General features: G+C 54.9%; 19 protein-coding genes and 1 pseudogene. 10 read left to right on the forward strand and 10 right to left on the reverse strand.

Annotation, left to right across the window (positions count from 1 at the left end; genetic code table 11):
* The first annotated feature begins 120 nt into the window (after positions 1-120).
* From QRN24_RS04040 to QRN24_RS04055, 4 genes are read left to right on the forward strand one after another with little or no spacing between them, the layout of a single operon-like run.
* Positions 121-624 carry a hypothetical protein gene (locus QRN24_RS04040; RefSeq protein ID WP_284942374.1) on the forward strand — a complete coding sequence of 168 codons (504 nt, stop codon included), beginning with the start codon at positions 121-123 and terminating at the stop codon, positions 622-624.
* Positions 625-633: 9 nt separating this feature from the next.
* Positions 634-1,080: a DUF421 domain-containing protein gene (locus tag QRN24_RS04045; protein WP_020884195.1), complete on the forward strand. Its 447-nt coding sequence runs from the start codon at positions 634-636 to the stop codon at positions 1,078-1,080.
* 11 nt (positions 1,081-1,091) lie between these two features.
* Positions 1,092-1,610 (forward strand): 2-oxo-tetronate isomerase, encoded by a 519-nt coding sequence (locus tag QRN24_RS04050; protein ID WP_014169998.1) that lies wholly within the window; start codon positions 1,092-1,094, stop codon positions 1,608-1,610.
* 17 nt (positions 1,611-1,627) lie between these two features.
* The gene (locus QRN24_RS04055) at positions 1,628-2,614 is read left to right on the forward strand and encodes an SDR family oxidoreductase (RefSeq protein ID WP_025204235.1); all 987 of its coding nucleotides are present in this window, start codon (positions 1,628-1,630) and stop codon (positions 2,612-2,614) included.
* On the opposite strand, the pseudogene QRN24_RS04060 reads toward QRN24_RS04055, so the two are convergent.
* From QRN24_RS04060 to QRN24_RS04095, 8 genes and pseudogenes are all read right to left on the reverse strand, one after another.
* Positions 2,615-4,223, reverse strand: a pseudogene (locus QRN24_RS04060) (alpha-amylase family protein).
* 8 nt (positions 4,224-4,231) lie between these two features.
* Positions 4,232-5,242 (reverse strand): cytochrome d ubiquinol oxidase subunit II, encoded by a 1,011-nt coding sequence (gene cydB / locus QRN24_RS04065; protein WP_014170001.1) that lies wholly within the window; start codon positions 5,240-5,242, stop codon positions 4,232-4,234.
* A complete protein-coding gene (locus tag QRN24_RS04070; RefSeq protein WP_284942375.1) occupies positions 5,242-6,645 on the reverse strand; it encodes a cytochrome ubiquinol oxidase subunit I in 1,404 nt (467 codons plus the stop codon). Before QRN24_RS04070 ends, cydB begins: the two co-directional genes overlap by 1 nt.
* Positions 6,646-6,713: 68 nt before the next feature.
* The gene (locus tag QRN24_RS04075; RefSeq protein ID WP_020884190.1) at positions 6,714-7,586 is read right to left on the reverse strand and encodes a manganese catalase family protein; all 873 of its coding nucleotides are present in this window, start codon (positions 7,584-7,586) and stop codon (positions 6,714-6,716) included.
* Between the two features lie 16 nt (positions 7,587-7,602).
* Positions 7,603-8,109 carry a ferritin-like domain-containing protein gene (locus QRN24_RS04080; RefSeq protein WP_059305991.1) on the reverse strand — a complete coding sequence of 169 codons (507 nt, stop codon included), beginning with the start codon at positions 8,107-8,109 and terminating at the stop codon, positions 7,603-7,605.
* Between the two features lie 25 nt (positions 8,110-8,134).
* Positions 8,135-8,338, reverse strand: a complete 204-nt coding sequence (locus QRN24_RS04085; protein WP_062729560.1) for a hypothetical protein — start codon at positions 8,336-8,338, stop codon at positions 8,135-8,137.
* Positions 8,339-8,361: 23 nt separating this feature from the next.
* Entirely contained in the window at positions 8,362-8,856 is a 495-nt protein-coding gene (locus QRN24_RS04090) for a YciE/YciF ferroxidase family protein (protein ID WP_020884188.1), read from the reverse strand.
* A 90-nt stretch (positions 8,857-8,946) separates the two neighbouring features.
* Positions 8,947-9,126: a con-10 family general stress protein gene (locus QRN24_RS04095; RefSeq protein ID WP_020884187.1), complete on the reverse strand. Its 180-nt coding sequence runs from the start codon at positions 9,124-9,126 to the stop codon at positions 8,947-8,949.
* A gap of 624 nt (positions 9,127-9,750) precedes the next feature.
* On the opposite strand from QRN24_RS04095, the gene hglS reads away from it, so the two are divergent.
* A complete protein-coding gene (hglS, locus tag QRN24_RS04100; protein ID WP_284942376.1) occupies positions 9,751-11,094 on the forward strand; it encodes a 2-oxoadipate dioxygenase/decarboxylase HglS in 1,344 nt (447 codons plus the stop codon).
* 42 nt (positions 11,095-11,136) lie between these two features.
* A complete protein-coding gene (locus QRN24_RS04105) occupies positions 11,137-12,642 on the forward strand; it encodes a carboxylesterase/lipase family protein (RefSeq protein ID WP_284942377.1) in 1,506 nt (501 codons plus the stop codon).
* Here QRN24_RS04105 and QRN24_RS04110 read toward each other — a convergent pair.
* Positions 12,614-13,471 carry a LysR family transcriptional regulator gene (locus QRN24_RS04110; RefSeq protein WP_020884185.1) on the reverse strand — a complete coding sequence of 286 codons (858 nt, stop codon included), beginning with the start codon at positions 13,469-13,471 and terminating at the stop codon, positions 12,614-12,616. The two genes, QRN24_RS04105 and QRN24_RS04110, sit on opposite strands and share 29 nt — an antisense overlap.
* 113 nt (positions 13,472-13,584) lie before the next feature.
* Between QRN24_RS04110 and QRN24_RS04115 the strand changes: the two genes are divergently transcribed.
* The 4 genes from QRN24_RS04115 (at position 13,585) to rimL (ending at position 18,032) form a co-directional block, all read left to right on the forward strand.
* The gene (locus QRN24_RS04115) at positions 13,585-14,754 is read left to right on the forward strand and encodes a pyridoxal phosphate-dependent aminotransferase (protein ID WP_014170012.1); all 1,170 of its coding nucleotides are present in this window, start codon (positions 13,585-13,587) and stop codon (positions 14,752-14,754) included.
* A 10-nt stretch (positions 14,755-14,764) separates the two neighbouring features.
* The gene (locus QRN24_RS04120) at positions 14,765-15,538 is read left to right on the forward strand and encodes a transporter substrate-binding domain-containing protein (RefSeq protein ID WP_025204230.1); all 774 of its coding nucleotides are present in this window, start codon (positions 14,765-14,767) and stop codon (positions 15,536-15,538) included.
* A 242-nt stretch (positions 15,539-15,780) separates the two neighbouring features.
* Positions 15,781-17,436 carry a glucan biosynthesis protein D gene (locus QRN24_RS04125; RefSeq protein WP_025204228.1) on the forward strand — a complete coding sequence of 552 codons (1,656 nt, stop codon included), beginning with the start codon at positions 15,781-15,783 and terminating at the stop codon, positions 17,434-17,436.
* Between the two features lie 47 nt (positions 17,437-17,483).
* Complete coding sequence (gene rimL / locus QRN24_RS04130; protein ID WP_284942378.1) at positions 17,484-18,032, forward strand: 50S ribosomal protein L7/L12-serine acetyltransferase; 549 nt, start codon at positions 17,484-17,486, stop codon at positions 18,030-18,032.
* On the opposite strand, the gene ydcK is transcribed toward rimL, so the two are convergent.
* Positions 18,027-19,007: a YdcK family protein gene (gene ydcK, locus QRN24_RS04135; RefSeq protein ID WP_047366223.1), complete on the reverse strand. Its 981-nt coding sequence runs from the start codon at positions 19,005-19,007 to the stop codon at positions 18,027-18,029. The two genes, rimL and ydcK, sit on opposite strands and share 6 nt — an antisense overlap.
* Between the last annotated feature and the right edge of the window lie 64 nt (positions 19,008-19,071).

Genomic DNA, 19,071 nt, shown 5'->3' on the forward strand with positions numbered 1-19,071 from the left:
TGTGTCTTGACTTATTAAGTATTGTTGCTATTCCTTTATGTGGCAAATGTGATAAGTCTTAAAAACATTCGCTTTTGAAATCAAAAATATCGGTTAATAAGCGAAACGGTGATAGCCGCCATGAAGCGTCAAAGTGATAAGTTACCTGGGATAGATGAGAATTACCGATTGCTGATGTTTGAATATGGATTTCGTCAGGTGGGTTTTATTGTCCTGCTGGCCATTATCGTTGCGGCGATAGCGGGCTTCTTTTCAAGCGGTGTGGTGAGTGATACGCAAAGAACAAACTCGGCAAAGTCGCTGACCATCAACTACGAACGCTTTGGCCGACGCCAGACGGAGTCGAAGATCCACCTTTCATTCCCGGTCAGAACAGAAGGGAAATACACCCTGAGTGTGACCAGCGAGAGCAACGATGTTTACGAGCCAGGAAGCGTTTGGCCGCAACCGGACAGCATGTTCAGTCGCGGGAATACGCTCTTTTTTGTTTATAACAACCTGAAAATGTCCGACAACTTCTCTGTCTTACTTTTCACGACCCCTGCACGCGCAGGTAAATGGGACAATGTCGTTCGCATAAACAACGAGCCGGAAATCCCTTTCTGGCAATTAATTTACCCGTAGGAGGCTGATATGGATATGGTCTTTCGTGCGCTGGCTATTTATCTGTTCCTCGTCGTGGTATTTAAAGTTGCCGGGCGGCGCGCTTTGCTGCAGATGACCAGCTTTGATCTGATTCTCCTGTTAATTATCAGTGAGGCGACGCAACAGGCGCTGCTCGGGGAAGATTTTTCGGTCACCGGCGCAATGATTACCATTACCACGCTGGTGGTAGTGGATATTATCTTTGGGATAATGAAAAAATATTTCTCACCGGTAGAAAATATTCTTGATGGTACTCCGGTGATATTGGTTGAGAACGGCGTGCCGTTAGCAGATAAACTCAAAAAAGTCGACGTTTCCTGTGATGATATTCTGGTATCGGCACGCCAGAATAATGGTGTTACGCAGCTGAGTGAAATTAAATATGCCATTCTTGAGCGCAATGGTCATATTTCAATCATTCCTTTTGAGAAGTAAGAGGCCACGAAATGAGCAACCTTCACCATGATAACAATTATACCGTCGCCGAACTGACCAAAAAAGTGGCGAGCAAATTGACAGATCTAGGGCTTCGCTTAACCACGGCAGAATCCTGCACCGGCGGAAAACTCTCCGTCGCCCTTTGTGCTGAAGAGAACACGGCCGAATTTTATGATGTCGGCCTGGTCGTGTTCAGTGACGGCGCGAAAGAGCGCATTCTGGGCGTGCGTCCTGAGACCCTTGAACGGTATACGGCCGTGAGTGAACAGACGGTGACCGAAATGGCCGCCCGGATCCTGGAGATTGCCCAGGCGGATGTCAGTATTGCCATCAGCGGTTATGCCGGGCCAGAAGGGGGCGACGATGGCACGGCGGCAGGGACCGTTTGCTTCGCCTGGAACCTTCGCGGACACACGGAAACCCGTACCGTCCTGTTTTCCGGCGACTGCCAGGATGTGGTTGAGAAGGCGGTGCAGTATTCATTGTCTGAATTAGTGACCAGATTATCAGGCTGGGATAACGAGTAAATTAACGCGGAGGTTCTATGGCTGTGATTGTCATTACCGGCGGTACGGCGGGTGTGGGAAAGGCAACGGCGCTGCACTTCGCAAAGGCAGGCTACGATGTGGGCATTATTGCCCGCGATGAGACAAGCCTGCACTCGACCCAGGAGGAGTTAACGCGATTTGGCGTCAAAGCCTGTGCGGTACAGGCGGATGTTGCCGACAGCCAGGCGGTGGTGGACGCGGCAAACGAGATTGAATATCGCCTCGGCGCGATTGATGTGTGGGTTAACAATGCGATGGGTGCTGTGCTGGCACCGTTTCGTACCCTGACGCCGGATGAATTTCGCCGCGTCACTGACGTGACCTATCTTGGCTTCGTAAACGGAACCCGCGCCGCGCTGGAATTGATGGTGCCACGCGATCGCGGCGTGATTATTCAGGTCGGGTCCGCGCTGGCCTACCGCTCGATCCCGTTACAATCGGCCTACTGCGGCGCCAAAGCGGCGATTCGGGGATTCACCGATGCGGTGCGCACGGAACTGATGCATGAGAACAGCCGGGTGCAGCTTTCAATGGTGCAGATGCCGGGGCTGAATACACCGCAGTTTGACTGGGCAAGAAACAAATTCGCCTGGGCTATGCGTCCGGTTCCGCCAGTGTTTGAGCCTGAAGTTGCCGCGAGCGCGATTTTTAAGGTCGCGCAAAAACCGGTGCGCGAACTGTGGGTGGGCAGCAGTACCATTCAGTCGATCGTCGGACAATTCCTCTTCCCGGGTTTCCTGGACCGGCTAATGGTGAAGAAGGCCTGGGAAGGTCAGATGACTGACGATCTGAATGACCGGGATCGCCAGGATTATCTCGACCAGCCGGTCAACGACCTGCACAAAATCCATGGGCGTTTTACCCCGGAAGCGAAAAACCGCGCCACGGCGATCACGTCAGGTGTGCCCGGGAAAGTCTTGTTAGGCTCCCTCGCGGTGGCGGGCGTTGTGCTGACGCGGCTGATGACCCGGCGTAAAAGGTAATCAGCGCAGCGCGCTACGGTTAGTCCAGAACCAGCGATAGCCGTAGCCGCTGAGGGTAAGCTGGACGGTTTTGCCACAGATCAGCGCGTCGTCATAGCGTTTATCCGCCAGGCAGGCGGTCCAGGTGGCGTGACGGATCCCGCGGGCGGTAAACTGGACCGGCTTGTCGCTAAAGTTAACGAAGGTCAGGATACTGCGCGCTTCGGCCTCGTAATAAATGCCCAGTACCGCGTCATCATCAATATTGATGAGACGAAACGGTGCGACAGCAATCTCCGGAAATTCAGAGCGCGTATTGGCCATGTCGATGATCCGGTGCAGCAGGGAATCGGCCACGTTGATTTTCTGATAACGCCAGGGACCGCGATCGATGATCGGGGCGATAAACCGCTCAGGATCCGCTGCTGAAAAGCCACCGCCTTCTGACCCCGCCCACTGCATTGGCGTACGCACGGCATAGCGCTCTTCCAGCGTCAGATCATCACCCATGCCAATCTCATCGCCGTAGCGCATGACCGGCACGCCCGGGAGTGAGAAGAGCACCGCGTGGCAGAACGCCAGCCGTTTTTTGATCGCCCTTTAACATCGGTGCCAGACGGCGTCGTATCCCGCGCTGGTAGACGTTCATCTCTTCGTCAGGGGCGAAGGTGTCGACCACAATCTGTTTCTCTTTTTTACCGATCCCTTCCAGATCCAACTCATCGTGGTTGCGCAGCCAGTTGGCAAAGCAGCACGAGTCAGGCGGGACAATCATCTTCTTTATGGCATTGCGCAGCGGTCGGGCGCTTTTCCTGGCAAGGCTGACGTAGAAATACTTATTGAGCCAGAAATTCAGCACCAGATTCAGACGGTTATTTTCGCCGAAATAGTCTTTATACGCCTCCACGTCGACGTCCACCTCACCGAGCAGGATCGCTTCCGGATTACGTGCTTCAATAAGGCGGCGCATATGCTCCAGGATCCATAACCCCTTTTTCTCGTCACCGCCGCCTGCCTGCGCGGTCAGGTGCGTTGCGGCATCGAGGCGAAATCCCGACACCCCGAGCTTGAGCCAGAAGAGGATAATATTTTCGATCTCGTTGAGCAGCGCGGGGCAGGTCAGATTCAGGTCGGGCTCGTGGTGATAGAACATATGTCGGTAGTATTGCCTGGCCTCGTCATCCCATGTCCAGACGCTCTCTTCCACGCCGGGAAACATCGGAGAGGTATCATCCTCGTTATTATCCGACCAGATGTAATAGTCACGAAAAGGTGAAGTTGGGTTGCGGCGAGCCTGCTGAAACCAGGGATGGGCGTCCGAGGTGTGCTGAATCAACAGCTCAATAATGACCTGCATACCCAGCTCCCGGGCCTGTTCAATAAAGGCGATAATGTCGGCCAGCTTTCCGAAGCGAGGATCAACCTGCAGATGGTCGCTGACGTCGTAGCCTTCATCCAGAAACGGGGTGAGGTAGAAAGGGGTGATCCAGATAACCGTCGCCCCCATGCGGCGAATGTAGCGCAACTTTGCGCCAATCCCGGCGATGTCCCCGCAGCCATCGCCGTTTAAATCATAAAAGAGTGCAGTATCAATCTGATAAATAATGGCTCGGGTATGCCAGTCTGCCATAGTTCACCTCAGTGATAACCTTCCGTGTCGGAAACTTTGCCCCGGAAAACGTAGTAGCTCCAGGCGGTGTACACCAGAATCACCGGAATAATCAGTAACGTTCCGACCAGCATAAACAGCTGGCTGGCCGGTGGTGCCGCAGCCTCCCACAGGGTAATGTGCGGCGGAATAATGTTAGGCCACAGGCTAATTCCCAGACCGCTAAATCCGAGGAAGATCAGCCCAAGGGTCAGCAGGAAGGGACGCGAGTGGCTGGCCGGGTTGCGCGTTAGTCGCCAGATCCACAGGCTAAACACGCCTACCAGCAGGGGAACCGGCAGGAACCAGATGAAGTTGGGGAAGGTAAACCAGCGGTCGGCAACGTACTGCCAGCCGAGCGGCGTCCAGATACTCACCACCGCGATCACCACCACCAGCGCCAGCAGCACGTGCCGGGTCAGCTCACGCATGCGGTTTTGCAACGCGCCTTCACTTTTCATGATAAGCCACGTAGTACCGAGCAGGGTGTAGGCCACTACCAGCCCGATGCCGCAGAAAAGATTGAAGGGCGTTAACCAGTCAAGGGCGGAGCCGACAAAGCGCCGGCCCTCAACGTCAAAGCCGTTAATCACTGCTCCCACCACCACCCCCTGGCTGAAGGTGGCAAGCAAAGAGCCGCCGGCGAAGGCGTAGTCCCAGAATTTGCGGTGCGAAGGCGTTGCCTTAAAGCGGAACTCAAAGGCCACGCCGCGAAAGATAAGGCCAATTAACATGGCGGTAAGAGGGATGGTCAGCGCATCGATAATCACCGCATAGGCCAGCGGAAACGCGCCGAATAACCCCGCACCGCCGAGCACCAGCCAGGTCTCGTTGCCGTCCCACACCGGCGCCACGCTGTTGACCATTACGTCACGCTCTCTGGCATCGCCCACGAAGTTAAAAAGCAGCCCGATGCCCAAATCAAAGCCATCCATGATGATATACATCAGCGTGGCGAATACGATGATGGCAAACCAGATAACTGAGATATCGACGCCCATCAGTTTCTCTCCTGTTCCGGAACAGACTCAGCGGCAGACAGCGGACGGGCAGGGGTGCCCGAGGTATTTGACGTCAAGGTATCAACGGGCTGCGGACCTTTCTTGATAAGCCGAATCAGGTAGACGTAGCCCACGCCAAACACCGACGAATAGACCACAAAGAAGGCCAGCAGGCTGATGCTCATCTGCAGCGTGCTGTGCAGCGAGACCGCGTCGATCGTGCGCAGATAGCCATACACTACCCACGGCTGACGACCCACTTCGGTGGTGACCCAGCCGGCCAGCAGCGCCAGTAGGCCCGCCGGACCCATGCACAGCGCGAACCAGTGGAAGGGCCGCGACTGGTAGAGTCGATGACGATAGCGTAGCCAGACGCTGACCAGACCCAGCGTGATCATCAGCAGACCCATGCCGACCATAATGCGGAATGACCAGAAAACAATCGGTGAGTTCGGGCGATCTTCTTTCGGGAAGTCTTTCAGTGCCGGGACCTGTTTATCCAGGCTGTGGGTCAGAATCAGACTGCCAAGGGCAGGAACTTCCAGCGCGTAGCGGGTGCGCTCCTGCTCCATATCCGGCAGGCCAAACAGCAGCAGCGGTGTCGCTTCGCCTGGCGGGTTCTCCCAGTGACCTTCGATGGCGGCAATTTTGGCCGGCTGGTGTTCGAGGGTATTCAGGCCATGCATATCACCGACGACGGCCTGAATGGGCGCGACCAGCAGGGCCATCCACATCGCCATGGAAAACATGGTGCGTATCGCGGGCGTGTCGTTGCCGCGCAGCAGATGCCATGCGCCCGACGCCCCCACAAACAGCGCGCTGCTCAGGAACGCGGCGATAGCCATGTGAATGAGACGGTAAGGGAAGGAGGGGTTAAAAATGATGGCCAGCCAGTCCTCTGGAATGACCTGACCGTTCTGAATACTGAACCCCTGGGGCGTGTGCATCCAGCTGTTGGAGGCGAGGATCCAGAAGGTGGACATCAGCGTACCCAGCGCGACCATACAGGTCGAGAAGAAGTGCAGGCCCGGGCCGACCTTGTTCCAGCCGAACAGCATCACGCCAAGAAATCCGGCTTCGAGGAAGAAGGCGGTTAAGACTTCATAGGTCAGGAGAGGGCCGGTGATACTGCCGGCAAACTGTGAGAATCCGCTCCAGTTAGTGCCGAACTGATAGGCCATGACCAGACCGGAAACGACCCCCATGCCGAAGTTAACGGCAAATATCTTTAGCCAGAAATGGTACAGCGAGCGCCACACCTCATTTTTGGTGCGAAGCCACATCCCTTCGAGCACCACCAGATAGCTGGCAAGACCGATGGTGATCGCCGGGAAGAGAATATGAAACGAGACGGTAAAAGCGAACTGGATTCTGGCGAGGTGAAATGCGTCGAGTTCGAACATGGTCCGTACCTCTGGAACTGTTGCGCACGAGGATTGCCAGGCAGTCCTGGGCTGCCTGGCAAAATCGGTTACGGTTTTTTCTTCCCGGCACCCAGTTCGGCGCCGGTCAGCGGGTCGGAATGTGGATCGGACTTCGTGCGGGCCGACATCGCTTTGACCAGCGTGGCCTGTTCGGTCGTCAGCGTCACGCTTGCACTCCCGTCTCCGCCGTCAACGGCAGGTTGGGGGGATTCAACGTAGTCGAAATGTTTATCGCTGTTCCAGCTTCCGCGAACCTCTCCACCTTCAGACATATTGTAGTACTTGTTGGTGTATTCCTCGATTGGCGGCAGTTTTCCCGGAGGGAAATTATTACGAATGGACTGAAGCGCCTTCTCAAAGGAGAGCTGATGCGCCGCCTCACGCGTCATCAGAAACGCCAGCGCATCCTTCACGCCCGGATCGTCCGTGACGTTAATCAGCCGTTCATAGATGATCTTCGCTCGGGCCTCGGCAGCCACATTCGAGCGCAGATCGGCGGTCGGCTCGCCAATGGTGTCGACATAAGCCGCCGTCCACGGCACCCCGGCGGAGTTGGTCAACGGAGTACCGCCACCGTAAAGCAGGGAGGTGATATGGCTGTCGTTACCGTTTTCGGTCATGGACCGATACAGCTCGGCTTCATTTTCCACGCCCTCCGCCAGTGCGCCTTTAGCCCCTTTATTAAGCATACCCACCAGGGTACCGATAATTTCAAGGTGGCTTAACTCTTCGGTCGCGATATCCATCAGCATATCTTTACGACCCGGGTCGTCATCACTCAACCCCTGAGTAAAGTAACGGCAGGCGGCGGCCAGCTCGCCCTGAGGACCGCCGAATTGTTCCAGTAATAAATTGGCAAGGCCGGGATTCGGTTCGGCAACCCGAACCGTATATTGTAATTGTTTGACGTGTCGAAACATGTCTTCTCTCCTGAGGTTATTTTTTTGCTTCGACACCGGATGCGTTTGAACGCAGCAGGAACTGTTCGGTGGTCTGTGGAATGTGGCGAATCAGCCAGTCGGCCATCTCGCGCTCTTCCGCCAGGATACTTTCGATGGCAGGCACGGAAGCCATGTCGCCCGCTTTTTTGGCCGCGGCCAGCAGGGAGGTGTAGCAGGCTATTTCAAACTGTTCGAAAACATAGCCGCTGATAGACCCTTTGACGATCTCATCAGAGGGGAACATCCCGCCAATGGACTGTCCGAGCGCCGCCATTTTACTCATCGAATCTTTTAAAACCGAACGAGAAATATCATTACGGTCGAGGATCTCTTCCAGTAAGGTAATTTGTCGCTTTGTTTCACTAATATGCTGCTCAATTCTGGCGCGAACATCGGGATAATTATCGATACGGCTGGCCATGGATTCCAGCATAGATTCGGCTTGCTTTTCCATCGCATGGGCATCGCGTAGCCAGTCATGGTAGTGTTCTACGTGATTCATTATAATGTCCTCATTATGGTGTCGCTTATTTGGTCTCACTCTCAGCAGCCTGATCGGCACGCGCAGCACTGTAGCCAGATAAATGGCCGACAATATTGGCGTAGATACTGATGATAATGACCCATAGCACGCTGTTCTTCCACCATAAAACGGAAGGGATAGCGAGTATGAACCATATTATTGCTGCCGTTAAATGGCACCGTTTAATAGTCCTGGGACTGATGCTCATTTTATTTAACCTTTGCTATAGCGTCATTTTTGCGCTTTTTGGTTAATATTTCCTACGGCCAGGTCGGTAAGTTTAAGATCGGTTTCTTTCTCTTCTTCCAGCGTTTCGGCCAGAAGTTTAACGGCTTTTTTATAGCCCAGTTGTTCTGCTAATGTGGCGAGGGTACCGTAACTGGCAATTTCGTAATGCTCCACTTTTTGTGCTGCGGCAATTAATGCGGCGTCACGCACCTCATTTTTCTCGGTGCTCTCGATGACCTCATTGGCCTCTTCAATCAGGCCTTCCATTGCTACGCACTTCATACGCTTGAGCTTAAGGCCAGATTCTTGCTCGATAATCTGGTCGATACGCTCAATCTGTCCCTGCGTCTCTTCAAGGTGTGCACTAAAGGCTGCGCTCAGTTTTTCACTGGAGGCAGCACGAGCCAGTTTGCCGAGCGCGCGGGTCAGCTGCTTCTCAGCGCTGTAGGTATCGGACAGGAGGTGAATAAACACATCTTCGACACTTTTCATATTCATCATTACGCTCCGGTAAAAAAAGAAGGGGTACTGCGAGCCTGGAGGCCCGCAGCATGCTCTCTGTTTTAAATAAAAGAGATTTACATCAGATCAGGAGTTTTTACGGCCACCACCGTGGCTGTTTTCTCCTCCTTTCTTACCTGCTTCAGATGCGCGTTGCGGATCGTTTTTAAAATTACCGCCGCTGTGCTGGCCACCTTTACGTCCAGCTTCTGATGCTTTTTCACGGTCTTGTGCGAAATTACCGGAACCACCACGATGCTCTGCCATATTAAACCTCATATATTGGTTATGTCAGTTAAGATACGAAAATATTCCGTATCACTCGTCGTTCGAATAATAACTTTAGTCGGTGTTTCATATTCGTCAAATATGTTTTGTAAACCATCGCTTCGTTGCTGAGATATTTCTGATGGTTAACGCTTCGGTTAATATGAATATATCCTTGATGGCTTGCGGTTAACTGCCTGTCTTCATGGAGTTAATCCGCGAGCCGCAGGGGATAACTGTTTTTCTTGCATTGTTTATGCCTGAAGCGCGTGCGGCAGTCTAAAAATTACAGATTAATCTTAAGGAGAAATATTGAAAATCCGCTTGTTGCGTTAACGAAACAAGATATATGCCACTGATATTTGTTTTTAATGAGATATTACCTCTTAAGATAATGCTATTTATTACCTCTTAATGGTTAAGCGATGAGGTTATTAATAATACAGTTTAATCAGAAAGCGCTTTATTTAGAGAAGGTGAATCTGCCAGGTCATATGGGTGTCAGGGGCAGGCCAGCACACGCTTTAACCACTCCTGTCTTAAGATCACAAATCGGAAATTCTTCCCCCCAGAGGGAACGGGTTTCTCTACACTCCAGGTAATATTCACTGGAGGCATGACATCATGGCGAACACCATCACGGCTGATGATATTCGGGAACACTTTTCGCAGGCTATGTCGGCGATGTACCAGCAGGAAGTTCCGCAGTACGGCACCTTGCTCGACCTGGTTGCGGACGTAAACCTGGCGGTTCTGGAAAATAACCCACTATTACATGAACAACTGGCGAACGCGGATGAACTGGCGCGCCTGAATGTGGAGCGTCATGGGGCGATCCGCGTGGGTACCGCGCAAGAGCTTTCGACCTTGCGTCGTATGTTTGCCATTATGGGGATGTACCCGGTCAGCTATTATGACCTCTCTCAGGCGGGTGTGCCCGTCCACTCCACGGCGTTCCGCCCGGTCGATGATGCGGCGCTGTGCCGAAATCCGTTTCGTATCTTTACCTCGCTGCTGCGCCTCGAACTGATTGACAACGTCGTCCTGCGTGAGCGTGCCGCGGAGATCCTGTCTCACCGCAATATCTTTACCCCGCGTTGTCTGGAACTTATCGCGCTGCATGAGGCAGAAGGGCACTTTACGGATGCGCAGGCGCAGGCATTTGTACAGGAGGCGTTAGAAACCTTCCGCTGGCATCGTCATGCGACGGTCGACCAGGAGACCTATCTGGCATTGCATAACGAGCACCGACTGATTGCGGATGTGGTCTGTTTCCCGGGGTGCCATATCAACCACCTCACGCCACGTACGCTGGATATTGACCGGGTGCAGGAGCTGATGCCGAAGTACGGGATTGAACCCAAAATTCTGATTGAAGGACCACCGCGTCGCGAGGTTCCCGTATTACTGCGCCAGACCAGCTTTAAAGCGCTGGAAGAGCCGGTGCTGTTTGCCGGGGAGCATACAGGAACGCATACCGCGCGCTTTGGCGAAATTGAACAGCGCGGCGTGGCGCTGACGCCAAAAGGTCGTGCGCTTTATGACAGCCTGCTTGCAGAGGCCGGTACCGGTAAAGACAACATGACGCACCAGCTCCATTTGCGCGAGATCTTCAGCGCCTTCCCGGACAGCGAATTGTTGATGCGCCGTCAGGAACTCGCCTATTTCCGCTATCGCCTGACGCCATCCGGGGAAGCGCATCGACATGCGTTTCGTCCGGGAGACGATCCACAGCCGTTAATTGAGCGCGGGTGGGTTGTCGCTCAGCCGATCACCTATGAAGATTTCCTCCCGGTCAGTGCCGCAGGGATTTTCCAGTCGAATCTGGGCAATGAAACCCTGGCGCGTAGCCACGGTAACGCCAGTCGCGACGCGTTCGAAGCGGCGCTGGGTTGCCCGGTGTACGATGAGTTCATGCTCTATCAGGAGGCTGAAATCCGCAGCAAACAGCGTTGCGGTTTGCTCTGAAATCGTTACTCTTCTGGGGTGTGATGGAAACAGAAGGTTGTTATGCAAAATCCCTCCGCCCCTGTGATTGAAACGCGCCAGGGCGCACTGTCTGGTTTAACGGATGAAAACGTACATCTCTGGTGTGGTATTCCCTATGCGGCACCTCCCGTTGGCAACTGGCGCTGGCGTTCGCCACTGCCGCCTGAACGCTGGGAGGGGCTGCGTCTGGCCACCGCTTTTTCGCCCTCAAGCTGGCAGAACAGTGAGTATTGCCAGGCGTTAGGGGGCGGCGATCCCGGCCGGTTCTCAGAAGATTGTCTGTATCTTAACGTCTGGTCACCCGTCGAGCGCCCGGCGCCGCTTCCCGTCATGGTCTGGCTACACGGCGGGGGGTTTACCATTGGCGCGGGTGGCCTGCCGCCCTATAACGGTAAGGCGCTGGCAACGCGCGGCGTGGTGGTTGTGACGATCAATTACCGTCTTGGTCACCTTGGCTTCTTTGCCCATCCCGCGCTGGAGGGAGAAGAAGACCGGGTGGTGCATAACTTTGCGCTGCTGGATCAGATTGCCGCCCTTGAATGGGTTCGGGAGAATATTGCCGCTTTCGGTGGCGATCCTGACAACGTCACCCTGTTTGGTGAATCCGCCGGCGCGCGCAGCGTGCTGTCGCTGCTGGCGTCTCCGCTGGCGAAGGGACTCTTCCACAAGGCGATTGTGCAAAGCGGATACACCCTGCCGGATACGCCGCGGGAACAGGCCCTGCAAAAAGGGGAAGCGCTGGCGGCGCATTTCGGCCTTGAGGAGGCGTCAGCAGAACAGTTACGTGCCATTCCCCCCGAAGCGTTCTGGCCGCTGGCCGCGCCGCTGAACATCGCCCCGGCACCCATCGTCGGAGACTGTGTTCTGCCGGAATCAATGCTCGATGTGTTCTTTGCCGCGCGTCAGCATCCTGTTCCGGTGATGATTGGGTCGAACAGTGACGAAGCCAGCGTGATGGCGGTATTTGGTATCGATCTCGCCGGTCAGATCCAGAAGCTTCGCCGTGAACGTCGTTTTGGACTGGGGCTGATCAAACTGCTCTATCCAGGTGTGAAAGGGGATGTGGAGCTTGGCAGGCAGGTGTGCCGGGATATGGCTTTTACCACCATGGGATATGTGGTGATGCAGGCCCAACAGCGCGTGGGCGGCTTGTGCTGGCGTTACTGGTTCGACTATGTGGCGGAAGCAGAGCACGCAACCTATATCAACGGTGCCTGGCACGGTAATGAGGTGCCGTACGTGTTTGACACCCTTGGTGAGATTGAGCCTTCCTGCCACTACGTTAATGCGCGAGACCGGCAATTCGCAGCGCAGGTTGCAGATTATTGGGTGAGTTTTGCGCGTGACGCCGGTCACCGGGAAAGTCTTCCTGGCCCGACGCACTGGCCGGCCTGTCGAAAAGGAAGGGACGTGCTGCTACGTATCGGCGTGAATAAACATGCAGGTTTCAGGCTTGAAAACCGCTTTATGCGCGCGCGCATGAGCCTCTTTAAGCGCGTTATGAAACACCATGTGAGCCTCGACTGAGCAGGCAGGCGCGAAACGCCGCCAGCCCATTTTCCTGGCCAGGCGATTCGCGCAGAACCAGTCTGTAGCTCGCACCCGTTTTGATGCTGCTCTCAAAAGGCCGCGCCAGCCTCCCGGCGCGGACGTCTTCTTCCACCAGCGTTTCGTCAGCAATGGCCACCCCCAGCCCCTGAATGGCGGCCGTGATGGCAAGGTCCATCGTGTCGAAGTGTTGATTTTTGTGCATAACAACCCCCGGGCCTTCCTGCTTCGCCAGCCACAATGACCAGTCTGTCTTATCCCGTGTCGGGTGAAGGAAGGTTAACGCACCCAGTTCGCAACCTGCTCGCAGGGGGCTCATTACCGGGGTTAACGCCTCTTCAAACAGCAGATCGCCCGCGCTCATATGGGTGCCAAATACAATGGCCGCGTCGTAAGATTCCGTTTTGAAATTGACGTTATGGTCGGTAGTGGTGGTCAATGCGATCTGCAGATCCGGCTGCTCACGCTCCACCTCCAGCAGACGAGGCACCAGCCAGCGCATGGCGCAGGTGGGTGCTTTGAGTCGGATCACGGTTTGCTGGGTACGGGCCCGATCGGCCAGGGTCAGCAGCGTTTCAAAAGTGGATTGCAATTCCGGAAGCAGGGCGCTGCCCTGTGGGGAGAGGCGCAGGCCGCGCGCATGGCGCTCGAACAGCGGAAAGCCGAACCACGCTTCAAGGGTGGCGATTTTGCGACTTACGGCTCCCTGCGTCAGACAGAGTTCTGTTGCGGCATGGGTCAGATTCAGATGACGCGCGGTGACTAAAAAGGCATCGATGGCATTAAGCGGGAGCGAACGGCGCGACATTAAACACCTCAGGTATGCGTTTTTCTCATGGCTATTATGACAACAATTCGATTGTCCCGACAACTGACTTGTTGTTTGAATAGTTATGCATTCATCATGAGAAAGGAAAGAGGATGACGTTACACACTCCGGTGCACACCCGTTCCAAATTACCCGATGTGGGAACCACGATTTTTACCGTTATCGGCCAGCTCTCCGCCCGGCATAACGCCATTAATCTTTCTCAGGGTGCACCCAATTTTTCCTGCGATCCCAAACTGGTCGCCGGGGTGACCCGGGCGATGGAGGCAGGGCACAACCAGTACGCGGCAATGACCGGCCTGCAGCCGCTTAAAGAGCGTATTGCGGATAAAATTGCCACCCTCTACGGCACGCACTATGACCCGGCCAGCGAAGTGCTGGTCACCGCCAGTGCCAGTGAAGGACTCTATTCGGCGATCAGCGGGCTGGTGCACCCGGGCGACGAAGTGATCTACTTTGAACCGTCGTTTGACAGTTACGCCCCGATTGTTCGCCTGCAGGGGGCCACGCCGGTTGCCATTAAACTGACGGTGCCGGATTTTGCCGTCAACTGGGATGAAGTCCGTGCGGCGATCACCCCGCGTACACGCATGATTATCATCAATACCCCGCACAACCCGAGCGGGCAGGTCTTCTCGGCAGAGGACCTTCAGCAGCTGGTGGCGGTGACCCGCAATACCGATATCATTATTTTGTCTGACGAAGTGTACGAACACGTCGTCTTTGATGGTGAACCGCACCACGGTATGGCGACACATCCGCAGCTGGCGGAGCGGAGCGTCATTATCTCTTCCTTCGGAAAAACCTATCACGTGACCGGCTGGCGCGTGGGTTACTGTGTTGCTCCGGCGGTACTGATGGATGAGATTTGTAAAGTCCATCAATTTCTGATGTTTTCTGCCGATACGCCAATGCAGCATGCGTTTGCAGAGCACATGATTGACCCGCAAACCTGGCTGTCGCTGGCGGCGTTTTATCAGCGCAAACGCGATCTGCTGCAAAGTTTGCTGGAAGCATCACCGTTCAGACTCTTGCCGAGCGCCGGTTCGTTTTTCCTGCTGGCCGACTACAGCCAGTTTAGCGATGAGCGCGACAGTGAACTGGTGAAACGGCTGATCGTTGAGTATGGAGTGGCCACCATTCCGCTGTCGGCGTTTTATGCGGATGGTACGGATAATAAATTGATTCGTCTCTCTTTTGCGAAAGATGAGGCGACGTTACGGGCAGGTGCCCAGGCCCTGTGTCGGGTTAAACCACGCTAAGGAGTTGGAGATGAAATTACGCGCGTTAGTTGTCGGCATGGGATTGCTGTGTACGTTTTCGTCATTCGCGGCTACCGAACTGCGGTACGGGCTGGAGGCGGAATATCCGCCGTTTGAAAGCCGAAATGCTGCCGGCGAACTGGAAGGGTTTGACGTTGAGCTGGGCAATGCCATCTGCAAAGCCGCAGCGCTGAAATGCACCTGGGTTGAAACCTCTTTTGATGCGTTAATACCGGGCCTGGTGGCGAAGAAATTTGATGCCATTAACTCGGCGATGAACATCACCGAACAGCGACGTAAAAGTATTGATTTTACCCAGCCGATTTACCGCATCCCGTCGCAGCTCGTTGGCAAGGCCGGTACCGCGGTAGAGGCAACGCCCGCGGGGCTTAAGGGCAAAACCATCGGTGTCCTGCAGGGCTCCATTCAGGAAACCTACGCGAAAGAGCACTGGGAAAAGCAGGGTGTCACCGTGGTGTCTTATAAAGATCAGAATATGGCCTGGGGCGATCTGCTGAATGGCCGTATCGACGCCTCGCTGGTTATGTCCGCGGCCGGGCAGGCAGGTTTCCTCAGCAAGCCGCAGGGGAAAGGGTTTGGCTTTATCGGCAAACCGGTGTCGGACGACACTATCCTCGGCAGTGGGATCGGCTTTGGGTTGCGTAAAGGGGACGAGGCCACCAAAAAGCAACTTGATGCCGCAATTGATAAAGTGCGTGCCGATGGCACGATCGCTAAACTCGCTGATAAGTACTTCCCAGGTATCGATGTCAGCGTAAAATAACCGCCTCATTTGCCCCGACTGACGATGTCCAGCCGGGGCATTTTTATACACGTCTTTATACCTTTCTTTACACCTTTTTCGGGTCGTTCTGGTCGACAGAAAATATTTCGCACTTTGTACAGATAATCGCCGCCCAACAATTGGATTCTTAACCATTTTTGTTTAGGCTGTGCGTTCTTTCTTGCCGTCATTTCGCCGAGTGCGAAACACATTCACACGACCATAAGGACGTTTTTCCAGGCATGAATCGCAGACGTTTTCTAAAAGGCTCGCTGGCAATGGCAGCCCTGAGCGGCACAACTGGCCTTGCTTCCCTGTTTTCCAAAGCGGCTTACGCTGCTGACTCTGACATCGCTGACGGTCAGAGCCGTCGTTTTGACTTCTCCGTACTGCAATCCATGGCCCATGACCTGGCGAAAACCCCGTGGGGCGGAGCACCGCGACCGTTACCGGACACGCTGGCGACCATGACGCCGCAGGCCTATAACGCCATCCGTTACGATGAAAAACAGTCACTGTGGAATAACATTGAAGGCCGTCAGCTGGATGTGCAGTTCTTCCATATGGGCATGGGTTTCCGTCGCCGCGTGCGCATGTTCTCGCTGGATCAGTCAACGTCACAGGCGCGCGAAATCCACTTCCGTCCTGAGCTGTTCAGCTACGGTGAAACCGGTGTTGATACGAAGCAGCTGGAAGGGCAAAGCGATCTTGGGTTTGCCGGTTTCCGCGCCTTCAAGGCACCGGAACTGGCGCGTCGCGATATCGTCTCATTCCTGGGGGCGAGCTATTTCCGTGCGGTTGATGATACCTATCAGTATGGTCTTTCCGCGCGGGGTCTGGCGGTGGATACCTTTACCGACACGCCGGAAGAGTTCCCTGACTTCACCGCGTTCTGGTTTGAAACCGTCAAACCGGGCGACACTACCTTTACCGTCTATACGCTGCTGGACAGCCCAAGCATCACCGGTGCGTATAAGTTCGTGATCCACTGCGAGAAGAGCCAGGTGATCATGGAGGTGGAAAACCATCTCTATGCGCGTAAAGACATTAAACAGCTCGGCATTGCGCCGATGACCAGTATGTTCAGCTGCGGTACAAACGAACGCCGCATGTGCGATACCATCCACCCGCAAATTCATGACTCCGACCGTCTCGCCATGTGGCGCGGTAACGGGGAGTGGATTTGCCGTCCGCTGAACAACCCGCAGAAGCTGCAGTTTAATGCGTTTGTGGACAAAAACCCGAAAGGGTTCGGCTTGCTTCAGCTCGATCGCGATTTCTCGCATTATCAGGACGTCATGGGCTGGTATAACAAACGCCCAGGCCTCTGGGTGGAGCCGCGTAACGACTGGGGTAAAGGTGCGGTTGGCCTGATGGAGATCCCGACAACGGGTGAAACACTGGATAACGTGGTCTGCTTCTGGCAGCCAGAAAAACCGGTGAAAGCGGGCGATGAGCTGGACTTTAAATACCGTCTTTACTGGAGCGCCATGCCGCCGGTCCGTTCCCCACTGGCGAATGTCTTCGCGACCCGCACCGGTATGGGTGGGTTCCCGGAAGGCTGGGCGCCGGGCGAAAACTACCCGAAAGTGTGGGCCCGTCGCTTTGCTATCGACTTCGTCGGGGGCGATCTGAAAGCTGCCGCGCCAAAAGGCATTGAGCCGGTCATTACCCTCTCCAGCGGTGAAGCGAAGCAGGTTGAGATCCTCTACGTTGAGCCGTTTGACGGCTATCGCATTCTGTTCGACTGGTATCCTACCTCGGATTCAACCGAACCGGTGGATATGCGCCTGTTCCTGCGCTGTCAGGGGGATGCGATCAGTGAGACCTGGCTGTATCAGTATTTCCCGCCTGCGCCGGACAAACGTAACTACGTTGACGATCGCATCATGCGTTGACCATTTATTCCCTCTCCCCGGCGGGGAGAGGGTGACGGGAAGGGACCATGACCGCCACTGAATCTGAAATAATCCCGGTGACTGACCATCTCGAGCTTCGCGCCGTCGAAGAGCGCTATACCGCCGATCTGCACAACATGGTCATCAGAAACAAAGCCTGGCTGCAAACCGCCTTTGACTGGGCGCAGCATGTGGGCACCGAAGATGACACCCGTCGTAATGTGCTGAGTAATCAGATGCTGCACCAGCGCGGCTACGCCAAAATGTTTCTGATTTTCAAGGATGAGGACATGGTCGGCGTGCTGTCGTTTAATGCGATTGAACCCGCCAACAAAGCCGGATACATCGGTTACTGGCTGGACGAGGCGCATCAGGGACAGGGCATTCTGTCGCAGGCGCTGCAGGCATTTATGCGCTATTACGTCGAGCGAGGCGAGATCCGCCGTTTTGTCATTAAGTGTCGGGTGGCGAATAAACACAGCAACAACGTTGCCCTGCGCAACGGTTTTACGCTGGAGGGGTGCCTGCGGGAAGCAGAGTTTCTGAATGGCCGTTATGACGATGTGAATCTCTACGGCAAAATTTACCCGCTATAACGCCCCCAACAGAGGCGTACGGGTGATGCGCTGGTCGCCGTTAATCACCTTTTCGCCGCGCAGGTGGATGTTCTCACCGGCAAAAGCCTCAATCACCGCATCGTCGGTGATTTCAACCCGATGCTCAATAAGCACATCGCCGCTGATACGCGCCCGCCCCTGGATCACGACCTTATCGTCAAGCAGGATAGGGCCGCCGCGCAACCAGGCCTGACCGCCAATCAGGACGTGGTGTTTAATGACACAATTTCCTTCCACCACCGCGTTTTCAGCCACCTGAGAGCTGTAGCGGACGGTAGGGATGGCATCGTCGTCAAAACCGGCAATGACGCGGGCGTTACCGTACACTTTTGCGCAGTCACATACCCAGACGTTATTGAGATCGTTGCCTTCGAGGATGGCGCTGTCGAAAACTTCCGCCCGGTGTTCAACGAAGGCATAATTAACCATTGCCTCGCCGTAGATTTGCGCCTGATGCACAATGCGTGACTGGCTTACCGTCGCCTTGTCATAAATTTTCAGGATCTGCTCATGGTCCGGCGTAAGCCCTTTGGCAGCAATCACCACGCTGTTATGAAGCACCCGCGCCTCGCCGAAAATATGGCATTCGCCGCGCACACAGGATTGCTGTATCGTGACGTTGTCACTTATGCGCGCGCCGTGACTGACCTCCGCGCCGTCCAGCCAGCAGTTGTCGCCAATCTGCGCGTCATGACTGACGATGCAAGGCAGGGTAAGGCGCGCGTTGCCGGACACCGTCGCACCGGCAAAGACGACGCTGTTTTCATCGTAGATCCAGCAGTCGCCTTCGTGCGCGAGGGCGCTCTCATCTTCAACCCAACCGCCTTTCGTGCCGCTCACGATGTCGTTAAAATTCGCCGTGGCAATAATCTGTCGTAACGACGTCGAGTGCGTTGTCTCGCCGTTTTTCCATTGCCAGAGGCGGGTGTCCTCGCTGAGCCTGTACTTTTTCATCATGGAGTCTCGGGTAAGCGTCTCCACTAAACGTAGCAAACTTTCGGTGTTTCGTAGTGCTGGC

Source organism: Enterobacter sp. MEB024 (genome assembly GCF_030209635.1).
Classification (GTDB): domain Bacteria; phylum Pseudomonadota; class Gammaproteobacteria; order Enterobacterales; family Enterobacteriaceae; genus Enterobacter; species Enterobacter ludwigii.